This window comes from Burkholderia sp. D-99 (assembly GCF_011605345.1).
Taxonomy (GTDB): domain Bacteria; phylum Pseudomonadota; class Gammaproteobacteria; order Burkholderiales; family Burkholderiaceae; genus Burkholderia.
Genome location: NZ_JAAOXM010000013.1, coordinates 139,547 through 156,855, shown reverse-complemented (window position 1 = coordinate 156,855; position 17,309 = coordinate 139,547). Strand labels below are relative to the sequence as shown.

General features: G+C 67.3%; 13 protein-coding genes. 2 read left to right on the top strand and 11 right to left on the bottom strand.

The window, feature by feature from the left end:
* Positions 1-489: 489 nt before the first annotated feature.
* From HAV18_RS32815 to HAV18_RS32805, 3 genes are read right to left on the bottom strand one after another with little or no spacing between them, the layout of a single operon-like run.
* A complete protein-coding gene (locus HAV18_RS32815) occupies positions 490-1,956 on the bottom strand; it encodes an efflux transporter outer membrane subunit (RefSeq protein WP_166964396.1) in 1,467 nt (488 codons plus the stop codon).
* The gene (locus HAV18_RS32810) at positions 1,956-5,093 is read right to left on the bottom strand and encodes a multidrug efflux RND transporter permease subunit (protein ID WP_166964261.1); all 3,138 of its coding nucleotides are present in this window, start codon (positions 5,091-5,093) and stop codon (positions 1,956-1,958) included. The genes HAV18_RS32815 and HAV18_RS32810 overlap by 1 nt, the downstream gene beginning before the upstream one ends.
* A 20-nt stretch (positions 5,094-5,113) precedes the next feature.
* Positions 5,114-6,313 carry a MexX/AxyX family multidrug efflux RND transporter periplasmic adaptor subunit gene (locus HAV18_RS32805; RefSeq protein WP_166964259.1) on the bottom strand — a complete coding sequence of 400 codons (1,200 nt, stop codon included), beginning with the start codon at positions 6,311-6,313 and terminating at the stop codon, positions 5,114-5,116.
* Between the two features lie 150 nt (positions 6,314-6,463).
* Between HAV18_RS32805 and HAV18_RS32800 the strand changes: the two genes are divergently transcribed.
* Positions 6,464-7,111 carry a TetR family transcriptional regulator gene (locus HAV18_RS32800; protein WP_166964257.1) on the top strand — a complete coding sequence of 216 codons (648 nt, stop codon included), beginning with the start codon at positions 6,464-6,466 and terminating at the stop codon, positions 7,109-7,111.
* A 336-nt stretch (positions 7,112-7,447) separates the two neighbouring features.
* Positions 7,448-8,710, top strand: coding sequence for a M23 family metallopeptidase (locus HAV18_RS32795; protein WP_166964255.1), 1,263 nt, complete (start codon positions 7,448-7,450; stop codon positions 8,708-8,710).
* Between the two features lie 163 nt (positions 8,711-8,873).
* On the opposite strand, the gene HAV18_RS32790 is transcribed toward HAV18_RS32795, so the two are convergent.
* From HAV18_RS32790 to aguB, 8 genes are all read right to left on the bottom strand, one after another.
* Complete coding sequence (locus tag HAV18_RS32790; RefSeq protein ID WP_166964253.1) at positions 8,874-9,599, bottom strand: amino acid ABC transporter permease; 726 nt, start codon at positions 9,597-9,599, stop codon at positions 8,874-8,876.
* 2 nt (positions 9,600-9,601) lie between these two features.
* Complete coding sequence (locus HAV18_RS32785) at positions 9,602-10,324, bottom strand: amino acid ABC transporter permease (protein WP_166964251.1); 723 nt, start codon at positions 10,322-10,324, stop codon at positions 9,602-9,604.
* Positions 10,325-10,425: 101 nt separating this feature from the next.
* Positions 10,426-11,241, bottom strand: coding sequence for an ABC transporter substrate-binding protein (locus tag HAV18_RS32780; protein ID WP_166964249.1), 816 nt, complete (start codon positions 11,239-11,241; stop codon positions 10,426-10,428).
* Between the two features lie 225 nt (positions 11,242-11,466).
* Positions 11,467-12,162, bottom strand: a complete 696-nt coding sequence (locus tag HAV18_RS32775) for an alpha/beta hydrolase (protein WP_166964247.1) — start codon at positions 12,160-12,162, stop codon at positions 11,467-11,469.
* Between the two features lie 276 nt (positions 12,163-12,438).
* Positions 12,439-13,953 (bottom strand): agmatine/peptidylarginine deiminase, encoded by a 1,515-nt coding sequence (locus HAV18_RS32770; protein WP_166964245.1) that lies wholly within the window; start codon positions 13,951-13,953, stop codon positions 12,439-12,441.
* A gap of 149 nt (positions 13,954-14,102) precedes the next feature.
* Positions 14,103-15,215 (bottom strand): agmatine/peptidylarginine deiminase, encoded by a 1,113-nt coding sequence (locus HAV18_RS32765; RefSeq protein ID WP_166964243.1) that lies wholly within the window; start codon positions 15,213-15,215, stop codon positions 14,103-14,105.
* Between the two features lie 50 nt (positions 15,216-15,265).
* Positions 15,266-16,378: a polyamine ABC transporter substrate-binding protein gene (locus HAV18_RS32760; protein ID WP_166964241.1), complete on the bottom strand. Its 1,113-nt coding sequence runs from the start codon at positions 16,376-16,378 to the stop codon at positions 15,266-15,268.
* Between the two features lie 10 nt (positions 16,379-16,388).
* Positions 16,389-17,303 (bottom strand): N-carbamoylputrescine amidase, encoded by a 915-nt coding sequence (aguB, locus tag HAV18_RS32755; RefSeq protein ID WP_166964239.1) that lies wholly within the window; start codon positions 17,301-17,303, stop codon positions 16,389-16,391.
* Between the last annotated feature and the right edge of the window lie 6 nt (positions 17,304-17,309).

Here is a 17,309-nt window from a genome sequence, read left to right as displayed (position 1 = left end):
CGCCATCGTTGCCATTCGACAACGCCAATATCAAATCATTTTCAACAAACAGGAAATTAACCCGCGATTCAATCAATTCAATTTTTTCGCGCAAACGATTGCGACCCGAATACAAACGTTTTACTGCGACACTTTGCCGCCCTCATTATTTCCGATATATGGTTAATTCGATTGTCAATTCCGAATCGTAAATCGCACGCATGAGCGGTCGCCGGAACCCGACATCCGGACCGCATCGCATGGGAGAAAGAAGGAAAAATGACCCGCACACGTTTGCGCGGAATTGCGACACGAGCGGTCGCAAGACGACAGCTGTTCCGGAACGCGCACGTGCGCGTTGCTGCAGGATGAAAAACGTCCTGGCCGGCCTGTCAGTGGGAAAAGATATCGCTGGAACAGCGGTATGGATCGAGGGAAGCGGCGGCAGCACGCCGAAGCGTACCGCCGCCGTCATGCCGCCCGACGCGCTGCTGCGTCAGGCGACGGGCACTACGCGGAAGCCGCGACCTCCGCCGACGCCGACGCCGGCGACCAGCCGCCGCCGAGCGCGCGATACAGCGTGATCGCATTCGCGAGCCTGAGCTGCTTGAGCCGGATCAGCTCCTGCCCCGACTCGTACGTGCTGCGCTGCGCGTCGAGCAGTTCGAGATACGTCGCGACGCCGCCCGCGTAGCGGCGTTCCGCGAGCTTCAACCGCGCGCCGTCCGCCGCATACACGTCCTGCTGCGCGGCGAGCTGGCGATCGATCCAGTCGCGCGCGGCGAATGCGTCGGCCACTTCACGGAACGCGGTTTGCACCGTCTTCTCGTAATCGGCTACCGCGATGTGCTTGCGCGCGTTCGCGACGTCGAGGTTCGCGCGGTTGCGTCCGCCCGCGAAGATCGGCAACGTGATGCGCGGCGCGAACGTCCACACGCTGGTGCCGCCGGTAAACAGGCTCGAGAACGCATCGCTCACCGAGCCGTAGTCGCTCGTCAGCGTGATGCGCGGGAAGAACGCCGCGCGCGCGGCGCCGATCTGCGCGTTGGCGGCCTTGAGCCGCGCCTCCGCCTGCCGGATGTCCGGCCGCCGTTCGAGCAGCGCACTCGGTGCGCCGGGCGCCACGGGCGCGATCGACAGCGTGTCGAGCGCGGTCGTGTCGCCGGGCACGTTGCGCGCGAAGTCGCCCGCGAGCAACTGCAGCGCCCGCACGGACTGCGCATGCTCGCGCTGCAGCGCGGCCTGCGACGCGCGCGCGGATGCCACCAGCATCTCGGCCGAGCGCAGCTCGATCGCGTCGCTCGTGCCGGCCGCATAACGGCGCTGCGTGAGCGCGGCCATGCGTTCGCGCGCATCCAGCGTGCGCTGCGCCAGCGCGAGCTGCTCGTGCAGCGAGCGCTCCGAGACGTACGCGCCCGCCACGTCGGCGATCACGCCGATGCGAACCGTGCGTTGCGCGTCGGCCGTCGCGAAATACTCGGCGAGCGCCGCGTCGGACAGGCTGCGCACGCGGCCGAACAGGTCGAGCTCGTATGCACTGACGCCGACGCCCGCACGATACAGCCCGCTGATCGCACTTTCGCGCACGACCGGGTCGTACTGGCGCGCACGGTCATAGCCCAGATTCGCATCGACCGACGGCATCCGATCCGCACGCTGCACGCCGTACAGCGCGCGCGCTTCCTCGAGCCGGCCGGCCGCGACCCGCAGGTCGCGGTTGTTCTCGAGCGCCGCGTCGATCCACGCCTGCAGCGCCGCATCGGTAAAGTACGTGCGCCAGTCGTCGAGCAACGCGGCATCGGCGGGCGTTGTCGAGGCCGCCGCCGGCGCGGCACTGCCATCGACCGGCGCATAGGTCGCCGGCACGGGCGCCGCCGGCCGCTCGTAACGCGGTGCGAGCGTGCAGCCGGCCAGCGCGAGCGCGGCGGCCAGCGCAACCTGAACCCGCCGCGCGGCGCGTGCATTCAGCGCAAACATCATTGAGAACCCTCCATCGTCGCCGGCTGCGTCCCGCCGCGCCGGCGCGGGCCGACGTCGAACAGGCGGCCGACGATCACGAAAAACAGCGGGACGAGGAACACTGCGAGCACGGTCGCCGTGATCACGCCGCCCAGCACGCCGGTGCCGATCGCCATCTGCGCGCCGGACGCGGCGCCCGACGCGAACGCGAGCGGCAGCACACCGACGCCGAACGCGAGCGACGTCATCACGATCGGCCGCAACCGCAGGCGCGCGGCCTCGAGCGCCGCGTCGACGAGCGACATGCGCTGCGCGACCAGGTCCTTCGCGACTTCGACGATCAGGATCGCGTTCTTCGCGGAAAGCCCGATCGTCGCGATCAGCCCCACCTTGAAGTAGATGTCGTTCGGCATCATCCGCAGCGTGACGCCAAGCACCGCGCCGATCACGCCGAGCGGCACGACCAGCATTACCGCGAACGGAATCGACCAGCTCTCGTAGAGCGCCGCGAGCGCGAGGAACACGACGAGCACCGACAGCGCGAACAGCATCGGCGCCTGCGCGCCCGACAGCCGCTCCTCGAACGACTGCCCCGACCACGAGTAGCCGATGCCGGCCGGCAGCTTCGCGGCGAGTTGCTCGATCGCGGTCATCGCCTCGCCGCTACTGTGGCCTGCCGCGGCCGAGCCGTTGATCGTGAACGACGGATAGCCGTTGTAGCGCGTGAGCTGCGGCGGCCCCATCGTCCAGTGCAGCGTCGTGAACGCCGCGAGCGGCACCATCTCGCCGCGCGCGTTGCGCACGCGCAGCTTCTTCACGTCGTCCGGATCGAGCCGGTGCAGCCCGTCGGCCTGCACGACCACACGCCGCACCTGCGTGCCGTGCATGAAGTCACCGATATAGTCGGAGCCGAACATCACCGCGAGCGTTGTGTTGATCTCGTCCATCGACACGCCGAGCGCCGACGCCTTCGCGCGATCGATATCGAGCTTCAGCTGCGGCGCGTCCTGCGTGCCGGCGAACATCAGGTCGGTCAACGCCGGATCCTTGTGGCCCGCCCCGAGCAGCTGCTCGCGCGCGGCGCTGAACGTCGCGTAATCGAGCCCGCCGCGGTTCTGCAGCCGGAAGTCGAAACCGCTCGACGAACCGAGATCGGGCAGCGCCGGCGAGTTCATCGCGAACACCGTCGTGTTCGGCGTGCCCGTGAAGCGCTCGTTGATACGCGCGACGATCGACTGCACGTGATCGCGCTCGGCCTTGCGGTCCTTCCAGTTCTTCAGCGTGACGAAGATCATCCCGCCGTTCGGCCCTTCGCCGTACAGGTTGAAGCCGCCGAGCGCGAACGTGTACGCAGCCGGTTCGTCCTTGCGGATATACGACTCGACCTCGCGTACGCTCTGCATCGTTTCCGCGAGCGGCGTGCCTTGCGGCCGGATCACCATCACCATGAAGTTGCCCTGGTCCTCGTCCGGCAGGAACGCGGTCGGCAGTTGCGTGAGCATCAGCGCCGCAGCCGCGGTCAGCGCGCCGTACACGACGAGCCAGCGCACCGGCTTCTTCAGCATCTTGCCGACACGCGTCGCATAGCGCTGGGTCGAACGCGCGACGAAGCGGTTGAACCAGCCGAAGAAGCCGCGCTTCTCGTGGTGATCGCCGGACACGGGCTTGAGCAGCGTCGCGCACAGTGCGGGTGTGAGCGACAGCGCGAGGAAGGCCGAGAAGCCGATCGACACCGCGAGCGACAGCGCGAACTGCCGGTAGATGTTGCCCACCGCGCCGCCGAAGAATGCCATCGGCACGAACACCGACGTCAGCACCACGGTGATCCCGACGATCGCGCCGCTGATCTGCTTCATCGCCTTGACGGTCGCGTCGTAGGGCCCAAGGCCCTCCTCGACCATCAGCCGCTCGACGTTCTCGACCACGACGATCGCATCGTCGACGAGGATGCCGATCGCGAGCACCATCCCGAACATCGTCAGCACGTTGATCGAGAAGCCGGCCGCATACATCACGCCGAACGTGCCCGCGAGCGCGACCGGCACGACGAGCGTCGGGATCAGCGTCGCGCGCAGGTTCTGCATGAACAGGAACATCACGAGGAACACGAGCACGCCGGCCTCGATCAGCGTCGTGACGACCTTGTTCATCGACACGCGCACGAACGACGACGTCTCGTACGGGATCTGGTACTTCACGCCCGGCGGGAAATACGCGGACAGCTCGTCCATCGTCGCGCGCACGCGCTTCTCGGTGGACACCGCGTTCGAGCCCGGCGCGAGCTTGATGCCCATCCCGGTCGCGACCTTGCCGTTCACGTACGACGGGTAGTTGTAGTCGTTGCCGCCGAACTCGATGCGTGCGACGTCGCGCAGAGTCAGCGCGGAGCCGTCGGCCTGCGTGCGCAGCGCGATCGCGCCGAAGTCGGCCGGCGTCTTCAGCGGCGCATCGGCGAACACGGTCGCCGCGATCGGCGCGCTGGCCGGCACCGCGGTGCGGCCGATGTCGCCGATCGTCACGCGTGCATTGTGCGCACGCACCGCCGACGCGATATCCGACGCGGTGAGGCCGTGCCCGGCCATCTTCACCGGGTCGGGCCAGATCCGCATCGCGTACTCGGCGCCCCAGAACTGCACCTTGCCGACACCCTCGACGCGGCGCAGCGCCTGCACGACGTTCGCCGACGCATATTCGCCGAGCTGCACGTCGGTCATCCGCCCGTCTTCCGACGTAAGCGACACGACGAGCTGGATGTTGTCGGCGGCCTTCTCGACCTGGATGCCGTCGCGCCGCACCGGTTCCGGCAGCCGCGCATCGACCGTTTTCAGCCGGTTCTGCACTTCGACGGCCGCGAGATCGGCGTTCACGCCCTGCTTGAACGTCAGGTACAGCGACGCCATCCCGGCGCTGCTGGTGGCCGATGTGTACATCAGCCCCGGCGCGCCGTTCATTTCGCGCTCGATCAGCGCGGTCACCGATTCCTCGACGACCTGCGCGGACGCGCCCGGGTACGTCGCATAGATGCTGACGACGGGCGGCGCGATGTCCGGGTACTGCGCAACGGGCAGCGCGCGGATCGCGAATGCGCCGCCCAGCATGAAGAAGATTGCAATCACCCACGCGAAGACGGGGCGATCGATGAAGAAACGTGCCATGGTGGTGTGGTGTTAACCGGTCAGGTTTGACGGGCGGCCGCCTGCGAAGCGGCCGCTGCCGGCGCCGCTTTCGACGGCGGCGCCTTCTCGACGGGCTTGACGGCCGTATCGGGCGCGAACTGCGCGGCGTCGTCGACGATCACGCGCTCGCCACCCGCGAGGCCGCGCGTGATGCGCCAGTCATGGCCGCTCATCTGGTCGGCTGCGACTTCGACGTCCTTGACCTTGCCGTTCGTGCCGACGACGCGTACCGACGTGCGGTCGGCCGTGCGCAGCAGCGCGTCGCGCGGCACCAGGATCGCCCGCTGGTCGACCGCCGTATCGAGCGCGATCCGTACATACGCGCCCGGCAGCAGCTCGCGCTCCGGATTCGGGAACAGCGCGCGCATCGCGACGGTGTCGGTGGTCGGATCGACCGCGAGATCGCTGAACAACAGCTTGCCCTTCAGCGGATACGCGGTGCCGTCGGCGCGCAGCAGCGTCACCGAAATGTCGTGCTGCGCAATGCCCGTCGCGCGCCCGCTCTTCACCGCGCGGCGCAGCGCGTCGACGTCGGCGGCCGGCTGCGAGAAGTTCACGTAGATCGGATCGAGCTGCTCGACGGTCGTGAGCGGCGTCGCCTGGTCCTGGCCGACGAGCGCGCCTTCGGTCACGAGTGCGCGTCGCGCACGGCCCGCGATCGGCGCGGTGACGGTCGCATAGTCGAGCTGCAACTGCGCCCGTGCGAGTTCCGCCTTCGCGGACGCCACGTCGGCCTTCGCCTGCGTGTCGCCGGCAACGGCCTCGGTGTGGTCGCGCTCGCTCACCGCGCGATCGCGCACGAGATCCTCGTAACGGCGGCGCTTGTCGCTCGCCGCGAGTGCGGCGGCCTGCGCCTTCGCGAGCGCGCCCTGCGCGGCGTCGCGCGCGGCCCTCAGCGGCGCGGGATCGATGCGGAACAGCACCGCGCCCTGCTTCACTTCCTGGCCTTCCTCGTAGGTGCGTGCGGTCACGATGCCCGCGACCCGTGCACGCACTTCCGCCTGCCGGTATGCGTCGAGCCGGCCCGGCAATTCGACGGTCATCGGCACGGCCGTCGGGCGCACCGTCACGACCGTCGCCTGTTTCGCGGCCTCCGGCGCGGTGTCCTTGTCGCCCTTTCCACATCCGGCTAGGGCCAGCACGGCCGCCAGCGCGAACGGCGCCAGCCCATGGCGCAACAGGGAGCGATTGTTATTCATGTGTGACCTCGGATCGATCGCCGCCGATAAAATGCGGCAGCTCAGGGTGGCCGATTATAATCAGTCACGACTGATTAAATACACACCGCTTCAATCTGACCGTCACACTGTCTCAATAAAACGACAGCGAACTGTAAGGAACATCAGGACATGGCCCGCAAGACCCGCGAAGAATCGCTCGCCATCAAGCACCGGATCCTCGACGCCGCCGAGCTCGTGCTGCTCGAGAAAGGCGTCGCGCAAACCGCGATGGCGGATCTCGCCGAGGCCGCCGGGATGTCGCGGGGCGCCGTCTACGGCCACTACCGCAACAAGATGGAAGTGTGTCTCGCGATGTGCGATCGCGCGTTCGCACACACGTCGGAAGGCTTCGACGCAGGCGAAGGCCTGCCGCCGCTCGCCACGCTGCGGCGCGCCGCCTCGCACTATCTGCAGGAATGCGGCGAGCCGGGCCCGATGCAGCGCGTGCTCGTGATCCTCTATACCAAGTGCGAGCAGAGCGAGGAAAACGGCGCGCTGCAGCGGCGCCGCATGCTGCTCGAATTGCAGATGCTGCGGATCACGAAGGCGCTGCTGCGCCGCGCGATCGCGGCCGGCGAACTCGCCGCCGATCTCGACGTGCACCTGGCCGCCGTCTATCTCGTGTCCCTGCTCGAAGGCGTGTTCGCGTCGATGATCTGGACCAACCGGCTGCGCGGCAACCTGTGGAACGACGCCGAGGCCATGCTCGACGCCGGCTTCGACACCGTGCGCATGTCCACCGCGTTGCGCAATCGCGCGCACAAATTGCCTGACTGATGGAAATTGTCGTAATAAATGCTGATTTAACCCGATTTACCGCACTGCGAAACGAATGAGCTGACCCCCTTTAAAATTTTTAACGTTTTGCGGAACATCGGTAGACTGACGCTGTCATCTTTCTTTAGCGTCTTCGTGATAACCGGGTTCGACCCGCTATGCACGCCGCCGTTCGAAGCGGGCCCGCCCCGCGCGTTGGGTCGAACGGAAACGACACAGGCCCCTGGCGGGGCCTGTTTTGTTGCACGCCCGCCGCCCGCCCCGTCGCTGCCCGACGGATGCCGCCGGTGGCCCCTGCCCACACCCCTTTGAACCGCTTTCCTGGATGTGGACACCTTGGTCAAGCCTGCCGCTACTCCTGATGCTTTCGCGCCCGGCCGCGCGCAGCGTGTCGTGCGCGCGCTCGTGCCGGCCGCCGTGCTCGGCGCCCTCGCCGCACTCGGCCTCGCCGCGCTGCCGGCCGTGTCGCAACTGCCGGGCGCTGTCGATTCGGGCACGGCCGCGCTGCCGCAGCGCGTACTGTCCGACACGCCGTTTCCCACCGCGCAGCATTTCGTGACGAGCGAGCTCGCCCGCACGATCGGCGAGCGCAACGATGCCGGCGAACGCAACGACCGCAGCCAGCAGCCGGGCCTGTTCGCACCGCTCAGCGCGCACCGCAACGACATGCTCGGCTATGCGAACCTGTTCCAGTTCGCGGCCCCTGAAAGCCAGCACGGGATGCGCGCGGGCGACATCGAGCTCACGCTGTCCGATACGCTGAACCGACTCGACGTGCCGCCCGAGGTGCGCATCCAGCTCGGCGATCTCGTCAGCGGCAAGGTCACGATGCGTGCGAGCGCGCAGCGCGGCGACTACTACCGCGTCGCGTTCGATACGAACGACGGCACGCCGCGCCTCACCGCGCTCGAACTGCGCGTCGCCGGCCGCACGTTCGGCGCGATCTGGTTCCGCGCGCCGGGCGCCGAGCACGGCGCGTACTATGCGCTCGACGGCTCGCCGCTCGAAGCCGCCGCCTTCACGATGCCAGTCAAGTGGACGCGCATCAGCTCGTTCTTCGGCGAGCGCATCCATCCGCTGTCGCAGGCGATGGCGTTCCACACGGGCGTCGATCTCGCCGCGCCGACCGGCACGCCCGTCGACGCTGCGGCCGATGGTGTGGTGTCGTTCGTCGGCACCGATCCAGGCGGCTACGGCCGCTATGTGATCGTCGATCACGCCGACGGTTACTCGACCTACTACGCGCACCTGTCCGCGTTCGCGCATGGCCTGAAGACGGGCGAAACCGTGAAGCAGGGCCAGCGCATCGGTTCGGTCGGGATGACCGGCGCCGCGACGGGCCCGCACCTGCACTTCGAGGTGCGCGTCGCGAACAATCCGGTCGACCCGCTCGTCACGCTCGCGAGCGCGCAAACGGCGCTGTCCGACATGCAGCTCACCGCCTTCCGCCAGGAAGCGGCGCAATGGCGCTTCCGTTTCGCGTCGATCAATACGGCGCCGTTCGCGTTCGCGCAGAACGACGGGCCGCTGTGGGGCGATTTCGCGACCGACACCTCGACGCTGCGCGCGGTCTTCAATACGCATTACTCGGCGTCGTGACGAAACGGTTGCGCGCCGTCGCTCGACGAGCAGCGGCGCGCGGCCGGCCCGCCACCGTCCTCGCCCTTTGATGACCGCCGGGCCCGACCTGCCCGCGGGCTATCCGCTGCACACATTCACCGGCACTTCCTCGCGAACCCGTCGAAACGGCCGCGGCATGCCGCTATCGCGCGGGTTCCGTGTACTCGGCCGCCGCTTGCGCGGCGCGTTGCGCGCGCGGACGGCGCGACAGCAGCCAGCGTGCCGCGCCGTCGAGCGACGTACACAGCACCAGATAGATCAGCGCGACGAACAGGAAGATCGGCGCCGGATACACCATCAGCCGGTTGTTCACCTGCGTCGCAACGAACGACAGTTCCGGCACGCCGACGATATAGGCGAGCGACGTGTCCTTCACGAGCGCGACCCACTGGTTCACGAACGACGGCGTCATGATCCGGATCGCCTGCGGCAGCAGCACGTAGCGCACCGTCTGCCAGCGCGTCAGCCCGAGCGACAGCCCGGCCTGCCATTGCCCGTCGCCCGCCGCGACGATGCCCGCATGCACCGCGTGCGCGAGATATGCGCCGCCGATCAGCGCGAGCGCGCACACGACCGTCGCGAGCCCCGGCACGTCCATGTGCAGCAGCATGGGCATCAGGAAGTAGGTCCAGAAAATCAGCATCAGCACGGGAATCGCGCGGAAGAAGCCGATGAACGCGAGCAGCAGCACGCGCGCAGGGCCGCGCGCGAGCGCCATGGCGACGCCAAGCGCGATGCCGAGCACGGCCGATGCGAGCGCCGACGCGATCGCGAGCAGCAGCGACAGCGCGGCGCCGCCGAGCGGCCCTTCCGGGAATGCGCCGACGAGCAGGTACGGCAGGTTCGAAAGCAGCAGCGAGAAGTCCATCGTCAGCGGCCCGCCCCGAGCCGGTCGCGCCACTGCGTCGCGGCATACGCGCCCGCTTCGATCGCGGCCACCGCCGCGACGTACAGCAGGGTCGCGACGCCGAATGCGGCGAAGGTCTTGAAGGTCTCGGTCTCGACCTGCCGCGATGCATACGACAACTCGGCCACGCCGATCGCCATCGCGAGCGACGAGTTCTTCACGAGATTCATGTATTGGCCGAACAGTGGCGGCAAAGCGATGCGCACGGCCTGCGGCAGCACCACGTAGCGCAGCGACTGCATCGGCGTGAGGCCGAGCGCGGCCGCCGCATCGTGCTGCGCGCGCCGCACGCCGCGCAAGCCGGCTTCGCATTCCTCGGCGACGAACGCGGCCGTATACGCGCTCAGCCCGACCCAGCCCGCGACGAATTCGAACGACGGCCACGCGAGCGTGAACGGACCCATGCTGAACGCATGGCGCGCGTTCAGCCACGCGACCCAGGTTTCAGGCAGCAGCGACGCGACGCCGAAATACCAGAACAGCAACTGCACGAGCAGCGGCGTGTTGCGGAACGTGACGACGTACGCGGCCGCCACTGCGCGCGGCGCCGTGCCGCGCGCATGCCGCATGACCGCGAGCAGCAGCCCGCCGGCGGTCGCGGCGACGGCCGACGCGGCCGCGAGACCGAGCGTCAGCAGGAAGCCCTGCCAGAGCCAGGACAGATATTTGGGAGCCAACCCGAGCATGTCGTGTTACGGGCGCGAAGCGCGCGATCGGAAGAAAACGAAAAGCGCCGCGACGCCGGTGTTCCGGCGCGAACGCGGCGCGCGTGCGGCTTTTACCTGATTCAGGTCTTGTCGCCGATCCGGAAGATGCGCGTGAGCGGCGTCTTCGTCGTCGGGCCAAACCATGCGTCGTAGATCTGCACGGCGCGGCCGTTCGCCTCGAGCCCCTTCAGCGTGTCGTTGACGAAGCCGAGCAGGCGCGTCTCGCCTTTCGGCACGCCGACGCCCATGTAGTCGTTCGAGATCGTGAACGCCGGGATCTCGTAGTTCTGCTTGTCGGGCACGTTCGCGAGCAGACCGATCAGCTTCGGGCCGTCCTGCGTGATCGCCTGCACGTTGCCGGCGCGCAGCGCGGCGAACGCGAACGGCGTGTCGTCATACGCGACGATCGTCGCCTTCGGGAATTTCTCGCGCAGCGTGATCTCGTTGGTCGTGCCCTTGTCGGCACCGACGCGCAGCCCGCTCAGCTGGTCGGCCGATTTCAGCACGCCCTTCTTCGCGAGAAACTGCTGGCCCGACGAGAAATACGGAATGCTGAAGTCGACCTGCTTCGCGCGCTCGTCGGTGATCGTGAAGTTGGCGAGCACGAGGTCGACCTTGCCGGACGTCAGGAACGGAATGCGGTTCGCGGGGTTGGTCGGCTGGAGTTGCAGCTTCACGCCGAGCTTGTCGGCGAGTGCCTTTGCATAGTCGACGTCGAGGCCGACGATGTGATTGCTTTTGCCGTCGACATAGCCGAACGGCGGGTTGCTGTCGAACGTCGCGACGCGCAGCACGCCGGCCTTCTTGATGTCGTCGAGACGGTCCGCATGTGCGACGGTGCCTGCGGTAATGAGCGCAGCTCCGACGAGCCACGTAGCGAGAGTGTGGATTTTCATGAGCACGACCTGATTTGTTATGAAGGCCGCCGCGGATCGCGCGGCGGCCCGGTTCGAAGAACATCGCGACGGAGTGTGTCGTCGCGAAGCCGCTAACGTATCAGCGCGTGCTGTGAATCAGAACCAACAAATGGTGCTTTGCTCAGCGGGTTTCGTGATGAGCCACGCGGGCCGCCGGCGCGGCATGGCGCTGCGCGCTGCCCGCCGCGCCCGGCTTCGGGCGCATCACCCGGCGAGCGACGTCGCCGCCTCGTCGATCAGCGCGGCAACCGCCACCGGCTTCGACGCGAGCGATGCATGGCTCGCATCGAGCGTGATGACCTTGCGCGCGTCCATACGCGCCGACATCCGTTGCTGGTTTTCCGGCGCGATCATCCGGTCCTCGCTCGAGATCTGGTACCACGATGGTTTCACGCGCCACGCGGGCGCGTGGATGGTATCTGCGAACGTGCTCGCCACCGGCGCCTTCTGCGTGACGGCCATCACGAGCGCTTCGTCCGACGAAAGGTCCTGGCAGAAACTCTCGTGGAATTTGTCGGGCTTGATCCACAGATAGCCGTCGCTGTCGGGAGCGAGGTTCGGCGCCGCCGCCGGCAGGTGTTCCTGCGTGATCCCGCCGGGGCTTTCGCCGGCGTCGGGGGCAAATGCGGCAATGAACACGAGGCCGGCGACATTCGGCAGGTTGCCGGCCTCGCTGATCACTGCGCCGCCATACGAATGGCCGACCAGCAGCACGGGGCCCGACTGCTGCGCGACCATCCTGCGCGTGCGTTCGGCGTCGTCGGCGAGCGAAGTCAGCGGCAATTCGACCGCATGCAGCGACGCATGGCCTTTGCGCGCGAGTTCGACGATCACTTTTGCCCAGTGCGCGGCGCCGCCCCAGAAGCCGTGCACGAGCACGATCGCGGGTTTGCTCATCATGACTCTCCTTGACGTGGCATGTCATCGAACCGTCACCGGCCCGGCCGATCCGGACCGTCGCGCGGACATGCAGCAACCAGCATAGGCGAGCGGCCACGCGCGACCAACCCCGCCGGGGCCGGCGTGAGACGCAACACACCAAAAAAAAGACGCCCGCTGCAAGCAGCGGGCGCGAATCCCAGTCAAGGAGGTGTCACACGAACTACGGGCTCAGATTAAGGAATTCGCCCGTCATGGACAACGAATCGATTTCAATATCGATATGACGGGACACGCTCACGCAGGCACTTCCCGGGTCGAGCAATGGATGCCGCCGCCGCCCGACGCGATGCCGAGGATGTCGACCTGCACGATCGCGCGACTTCCCGCATACGGCCGGATCGCCGCGACCGCGGCGGCATCGGCCGCTGCATCGTTGAACTTCGGCATGACGATCGCACCGTTGCACGTGTAGAAGTTGATGTAGCCGGCCGCGAAGTTCGTCATTTGCCGGTCGTTCAGGCTCGTGCCGGCCGACTTGCCGAAATTGACCGGCGGCACCAGTTCGACGATCTTCAGCGGCCGGCCGTTCGCATCGGTCTGGCCGGCCAGGCGTTGCCGGTTGGCGTCCGTCAACGCGCGTTCGCCGGTCGAATTCGACGCGTCGTAGCAGCACGCGACCACGCCGGGCGCGAGAAAGCGCGCGTAAAAATCGACGTGACCATTCGTGATGTCGCTTTCGCCGGCCGGCGTCGCCGCACCGCCCGCGCCACCGACGCCGCTACCGCGCGGATAGGTTGCCGTACCCGGCAGCCAGATGATCTTCCGCACGCCGAGCGTGCGCTGCAGTTCGGCCAGCACGGTATCCCGGGCCGTCGGCAGCAGCGTCGCATTGGCGATCACGCCGTTCGGGATGTCGAACAATTGCGGATTCCGGTTCACGTGCAGCACGGACGATTCGGTGAGGATCGCCGTCCCGTCGCCGTCGAATTCGATTGCGCCGCCTTCGAGCGTCAACGTGCTGCGGACCAGGTTCGCGCCTTTGGTCTGCGCCATCCAGCCCGCCACCCGGCTGTCCTGGCTGAACGCCTGGAAGAACTTGCCCGCTTTCGACCGGTTGCTCGCGGCCAGGATCGCCGGCGGAATCGTCCCCGCACTCTGGCCGGCGCCATCGGTGTTCGCGTTGCCCCAGCCGTTGAAGTTGAAGCCGATCGCGTTCAGCGCATTGCCGTTCGCCGTGTCCCTGACGAACACGCAACCCGTGTCGCGCACCCAGAAATCGTTGAAGCCGTCGGCGAGCGGCACGAGGGTGATCCCGCCCGTGCCTGCGGCGCGTGCCGCATAGCGCGCATGCAGGTCGGGATTCGCCACGCTTGCGTTCGCGAGCAGCACGCGGGCCGCGTCCAGGTCGACCGGCAGCACCAGCATGTTGACCGGTTCGGTTGCGCCGATTGCCTTCGCGACGTCCATCAGGTCGGCCCGCACGCGGTCGATGCCGGCATCCGTGCTCTGTGACGTGACCGGCGCCCAGATACCGTCCACGCCGGACGCGAAGGTCATGTAGGTCAACGCGTGCGGCGCATCTTCGGCCGGCAGCCGGTACACGGCCTGCCGTGCCGACGGCGTCGGGCGCGACGCGCCTCCCGGGTCGGATGCACCGCCACCGCCGTCGCCGCCACCGCATGCAGCCAGGCTGCCCAGCAGCGGCATGCCGAGCCAGGCCGCCGAATAGCGGATGAATCCGCGTCGGCCGGCATCCGCCATAAGCGGCTCGCGCTTGTTCGTGCTCGCGTGAGTACCTTTCTTCGTCATGTATTCAACTCCGTTGCGCAACCCGTGCGCGCGTGCGCATCGGCGTCCGTCCTCCGAGACGGATTTCGCGCGGTTTATCAGTAGTCCGTAAAGACTGGAAAATGCAGGCAGCATGCGGACCGGTCGCGGGGACCGGCCGGTCGCCGCGTTCAGGCCGGTTGCTGTTGCGTCGTGCAGTGGATGCCGCCGCCACCCGCGGCGATGCCGTCGATGTTCAATTGAATGACTTCACGGCCGGGAAACAGGTCGACGAGCGTGTCGCGCGTATTGCGGTCGGCACGGCTGTCGCCGAATTGCGGCGCAATCACCGCGCGATTGCACACGTAGAAGTTGATATAGCCGGCCGCGAACTCCGCGTTCTCGTAGGTGCGCCGGACGGTCTTCGGCCCCTGCAGCACGACGACCTTCAACGGGCGCCCCTTCGCATCGGTGGATTTCCGCAGGATCTCCAGATGCTGCCGCGTCACCGCGTGATCGTACGACGACGGATCGGTATCGAGCCCCGCCACCACGACACCCGGGCTCGTGAAGCGCGCGTAGAAGTCGGTATGCCCGTCGGTGATGTCCTTGCCTGCGATGCCCGGCAACCAGATGATCTTCTTCAGCCCCAGCAACCGGCTCAGTTCCGCCTCGCACTGGGCGTGGCTGACGCCCGGATTGCGGTTCGGATTGAGCACGCAGCTGCGCGTGATGATCGCCGTGCCCTCGCCGTCCACCTCGATGCCGCCGCCTTCCAGCACGAGCTTCGTGTCGATCAGCCGCGCACCGGCGCGCTCCGCCACGAACGGCGCGACTTCCGCGTCCTGGTCGTGTTCCTGCTTGTTGCCCCAGCCGTTGAAATTGAAGCTCACGCCGCCGAGCTGGCCCGACGCGCTCTTCACGAACACGGGCCCGGTGTCTCGCATCCACAGGTCGTCGACCGGATGCTGGACGAGTTCGACCGACGAGCCGCACAGGCGCGACGCGACCGCGTAATCCTCTTCCCGCACCAGCATCTTGAGCGGCTCGTGCGCGGCGATGGCCTTCGCGACCGCGGCGAGATGCTCGCGCACCACGGGCAACAGCCGCGCGCCCCAGATGTCCTCGCTCGGGCCGAACGCCATCCAGGTCGCCGTGTGCGGCGCGCCTTCGTCCGGCATGTGCCAGGTGGCGCCCTGCTGCGCGTGCGCGGCGCGGCCGAACAACCCGCCCATCGCGCTGGCGGCCAGCGCCGCGCCCGAGACGGACAGGCCGCGTTTCAACAGTTGACGTCGTGTGGTCATGGCATTCCTCTTTCGCTTGCCGGTTACTTCGATTGTTTCGGTGCTGGCCGTCACGGGCGCGCCGTCTTGAAGCCGAGCCAGGTCCGGCCTTCGAGACGCATCGTGGCCGGCGATTCGGCGATCGGCGTGAACAGCGTACGCCGCGTCGACTCGTCCGGATAGATGGCCGGATCGCGCACCAGCGCCGGATCCATCAGCTTCAGCGCACCCAGGTTCGCGTTCGCGTAGCGCGTCGAATTCGAGATCTTCGCGATCACGTCCGGACGCAGGATGTAGTTGATGAACGCATGCGCGTTGTCCGGATGTTTCGCGGATGCCGGAATGACCATCGCGTCGAACCACATCAGAGTGCCGATCCGCGGAATGTCGTACACGACGTCGCGTTTCGGATCACGCGCCTTCGCCTTCTGCGCGGCCAGGTTGATCGCGCCGGAAAAGCCGACCGTCACGCACAGCTCCCCGTCGATCAACTCGTTGGCATCGGACGAACCCACGAACTCGCGGATGAACGGCCGGATCTTCATCAGCATCGCCTGCGCGGCTGCATAGTCCTGCGTGGACGGATGCATCGGATCGCGGCCGATGTAGCGCAGCGCCAGCGGCAGCACGGTGCTCGCGGAGTCCTGCAGGCCCAGCCCGCACTTCGCGGCCACGCGCGCCGCGATCTCCGGCTTGAACAGCAGGTCGAGGCTGTCGGCCGGCATGTCCTTGCCGAGGATCGCGCGCACCCTGGCGCGGTCGTAGCCGACGCCCACGGTGCCCCACATGTACGGCACGCCGTACTGGTTGCCGGGATCGGATTGCGCCATCTGCTTCAGCAGCGACGGATCGAGATACTTCAGGTTCGGCAGCCGGTTCTTGTCGAGCTTGCGAAACACGCCCGCCTGGATCTGCTTGGCCATGAAGTCGTTGGTCGGCCACACGAGGTCGTAGCCGCTGTTGCCGGTCAGCAGCTTCGACTGCAGTGTCTCGTCACTGTCGTACGCGTCGTAGCGCACCTTGATGCCGGTTTCCTTCTCGAAGCCGGCCAGCGTATCCGGCGCGAAGTAATTGCTCCAGTTGTACAGGTTCAGCACCTTCTCGTCGTCGGCGCGGGCCGTTCCGGCCAATACGCACAGCGCGAGGCCCGGCACCGCGAAGCGCAACCATCCGTTCCGTTTCATCGGGCCTTCCTCATCGATAGCAGGACGATACACCGTCGCTGGTCAGCAACGTGCGATACATCTCCGGGCGGCGATCGCGGAAAAAGCCCCACGATTGCCGGTCGGCGCGGATCGCATCGAGATCGAACGTGTGCACGAGTACCGCTTCGTCGGTGCGGTTCGCCTCGACCTGCTTCTCCCCGGTGTGATCCGCGATGAAGCTCGACCCGTAGAACACGCCCGTGAGCGCCTGCTGCTGCGGATTGCCGTTGCCGAAGCCGACTTCGCGGCCGATCCGGTTGGCCGCCACCACCGGCACCATGTTGGCGCCCGCGTGGCCCTGCATCGTGCGCTGCCAGTGCCCGGCCGAATCGAACTCGCTGCTGAACGGCTCCGAGCCGATGATGGTCGGAAAGCACAGGATCTCGGCGCCCATCAACGCGAGGCTGCGCGCCGTCTCCGGGTACCACTGGTCCCAGCAGATGCCGATGCCGATCCGGCCGAAGCGCGTATCCCACACCTTGAAGCCGGTATCGCCCGGCGTGAAATAGAACTTCTCCGTATAGCCCGGCCCGTCCGGGATATGCGTCTTGCGATAGACGCCGAGCACGCGCCCGTCCGCGTCCGCCACGGCGATCGAGTTGTACGCGGCATTGCCCGCACGCTCGAAGAAGCCGATCGGCAGCACGACGCCGAGTTCGCCGGCCAGCGCCGCGAAACGGGCGATCTGCGCGTTGCCTTCGAACGGCTGCGCGAGTTCGAGGTGGCGCACGTTCTGGTCGAGGCAGAAGTACGGCATCGCGAACAGCTCCGGGCACAGCACGAGATTCGCGCCCTGCGCGGCGGCCGCGCGGATCAGGCGCTCCGCGGTGGCCATGTTGTCTTCGAGATTCCAGCTGCCCGACGCCATCTGGACGGCGGCGACGGTAATGTGTTTGGACGGCATTGCGAT

Excerpts from the sequence above, each read along its gene's own strand:
- HAV18_RS32815 (WP_166964396.1), bottom strand. The coding sequence starts at position 1,956 with ATGTTTGCGCTGAATGCACGCGCCGCGCGGCGGGTTCAGGTTGCGCTG.
- aguB (WP_166964239.1), bottom strand. The coding sequence starts at position 17,303 with ATGCCGTCCAAACACATTACCGTCGCCGCCGTCCAGATGGCGTCGGGC.
- HAV18_RS32760 (WP_166964241.1), bottom strand. The coding sequence starts at position 16,378 with ATGAAACGGAACGGATGGTTGCGCTTCGCGGTGCCGGGCCTCGCGCTG.
- HAV18_RS32810 (WP_166964261.1), bottom strand. The coding sequence starts at position 5,093 with ATGGCACGTTTCTTCATCGATCGCCCCGTCTTCGCGTGGGTGATTGCA.
- HAV18_RS32800 (WP_166964257.1), top strand. The coding sequence starts at position 6,464 with ATGGCCCGCAAGACCCGCGAAGAATCGCTCGCCATCAAGCACCGGATC.
- HAV18_RS32780 (WP_166964249.1), bottom strand. The coding sequence starts at position 11,241 with ATGAAAATCCACACTCTCGCTACGTGGCTCGTCGGAGCTGCGCTCATT.
- HAV18_RS32805 (WP_166964259.1), bottom strand. The coding sequence starts at position 6,313 with ATGAATAACAATCGCTCCCTGTTGCGCCATGGGCTGGCGCCGTTCGCG.
- HAV18_RS32770 (WP_166964245.1), bottom strand. The coding sequence starts at position 13,953 with ATGACGAAGAAAGGTACTCACGCGAGCACGAACAAGCGCGAGCCGCTT.
- HAV18_RS32790 (WP_166964253.1), bottom strand. The coding sequence starts at position 9,599 with ATGGACTTCTCGCTGCTGCTTTCGAACCTGCCGTACCTGCTCGTCGGC.
- HAV18_RS32765 (WP_166964243.1), bottom strand. The coding sequence starts at position 15,215 with ATGACCACACGACGTCAACTGTTGAAACGCGGCCTGTCCGTCTCGGGC.
- HAV18_RS32785 (WP_166964251.1), bottom strand. The coding sequence starts at position 10,324 with ATGCTCGGGTTGGCTCCCAAATATCTGTCCTGGCTCTGGCAGGGCTTC.
- HAV18_RS32775 (WP_166964247.1), bottom strand. The coding sequence starts at position 12,162 with ATGATGAGCAAACCCGCGATCGTGCTCGTGCACGGCTTCTGGGGCGGC.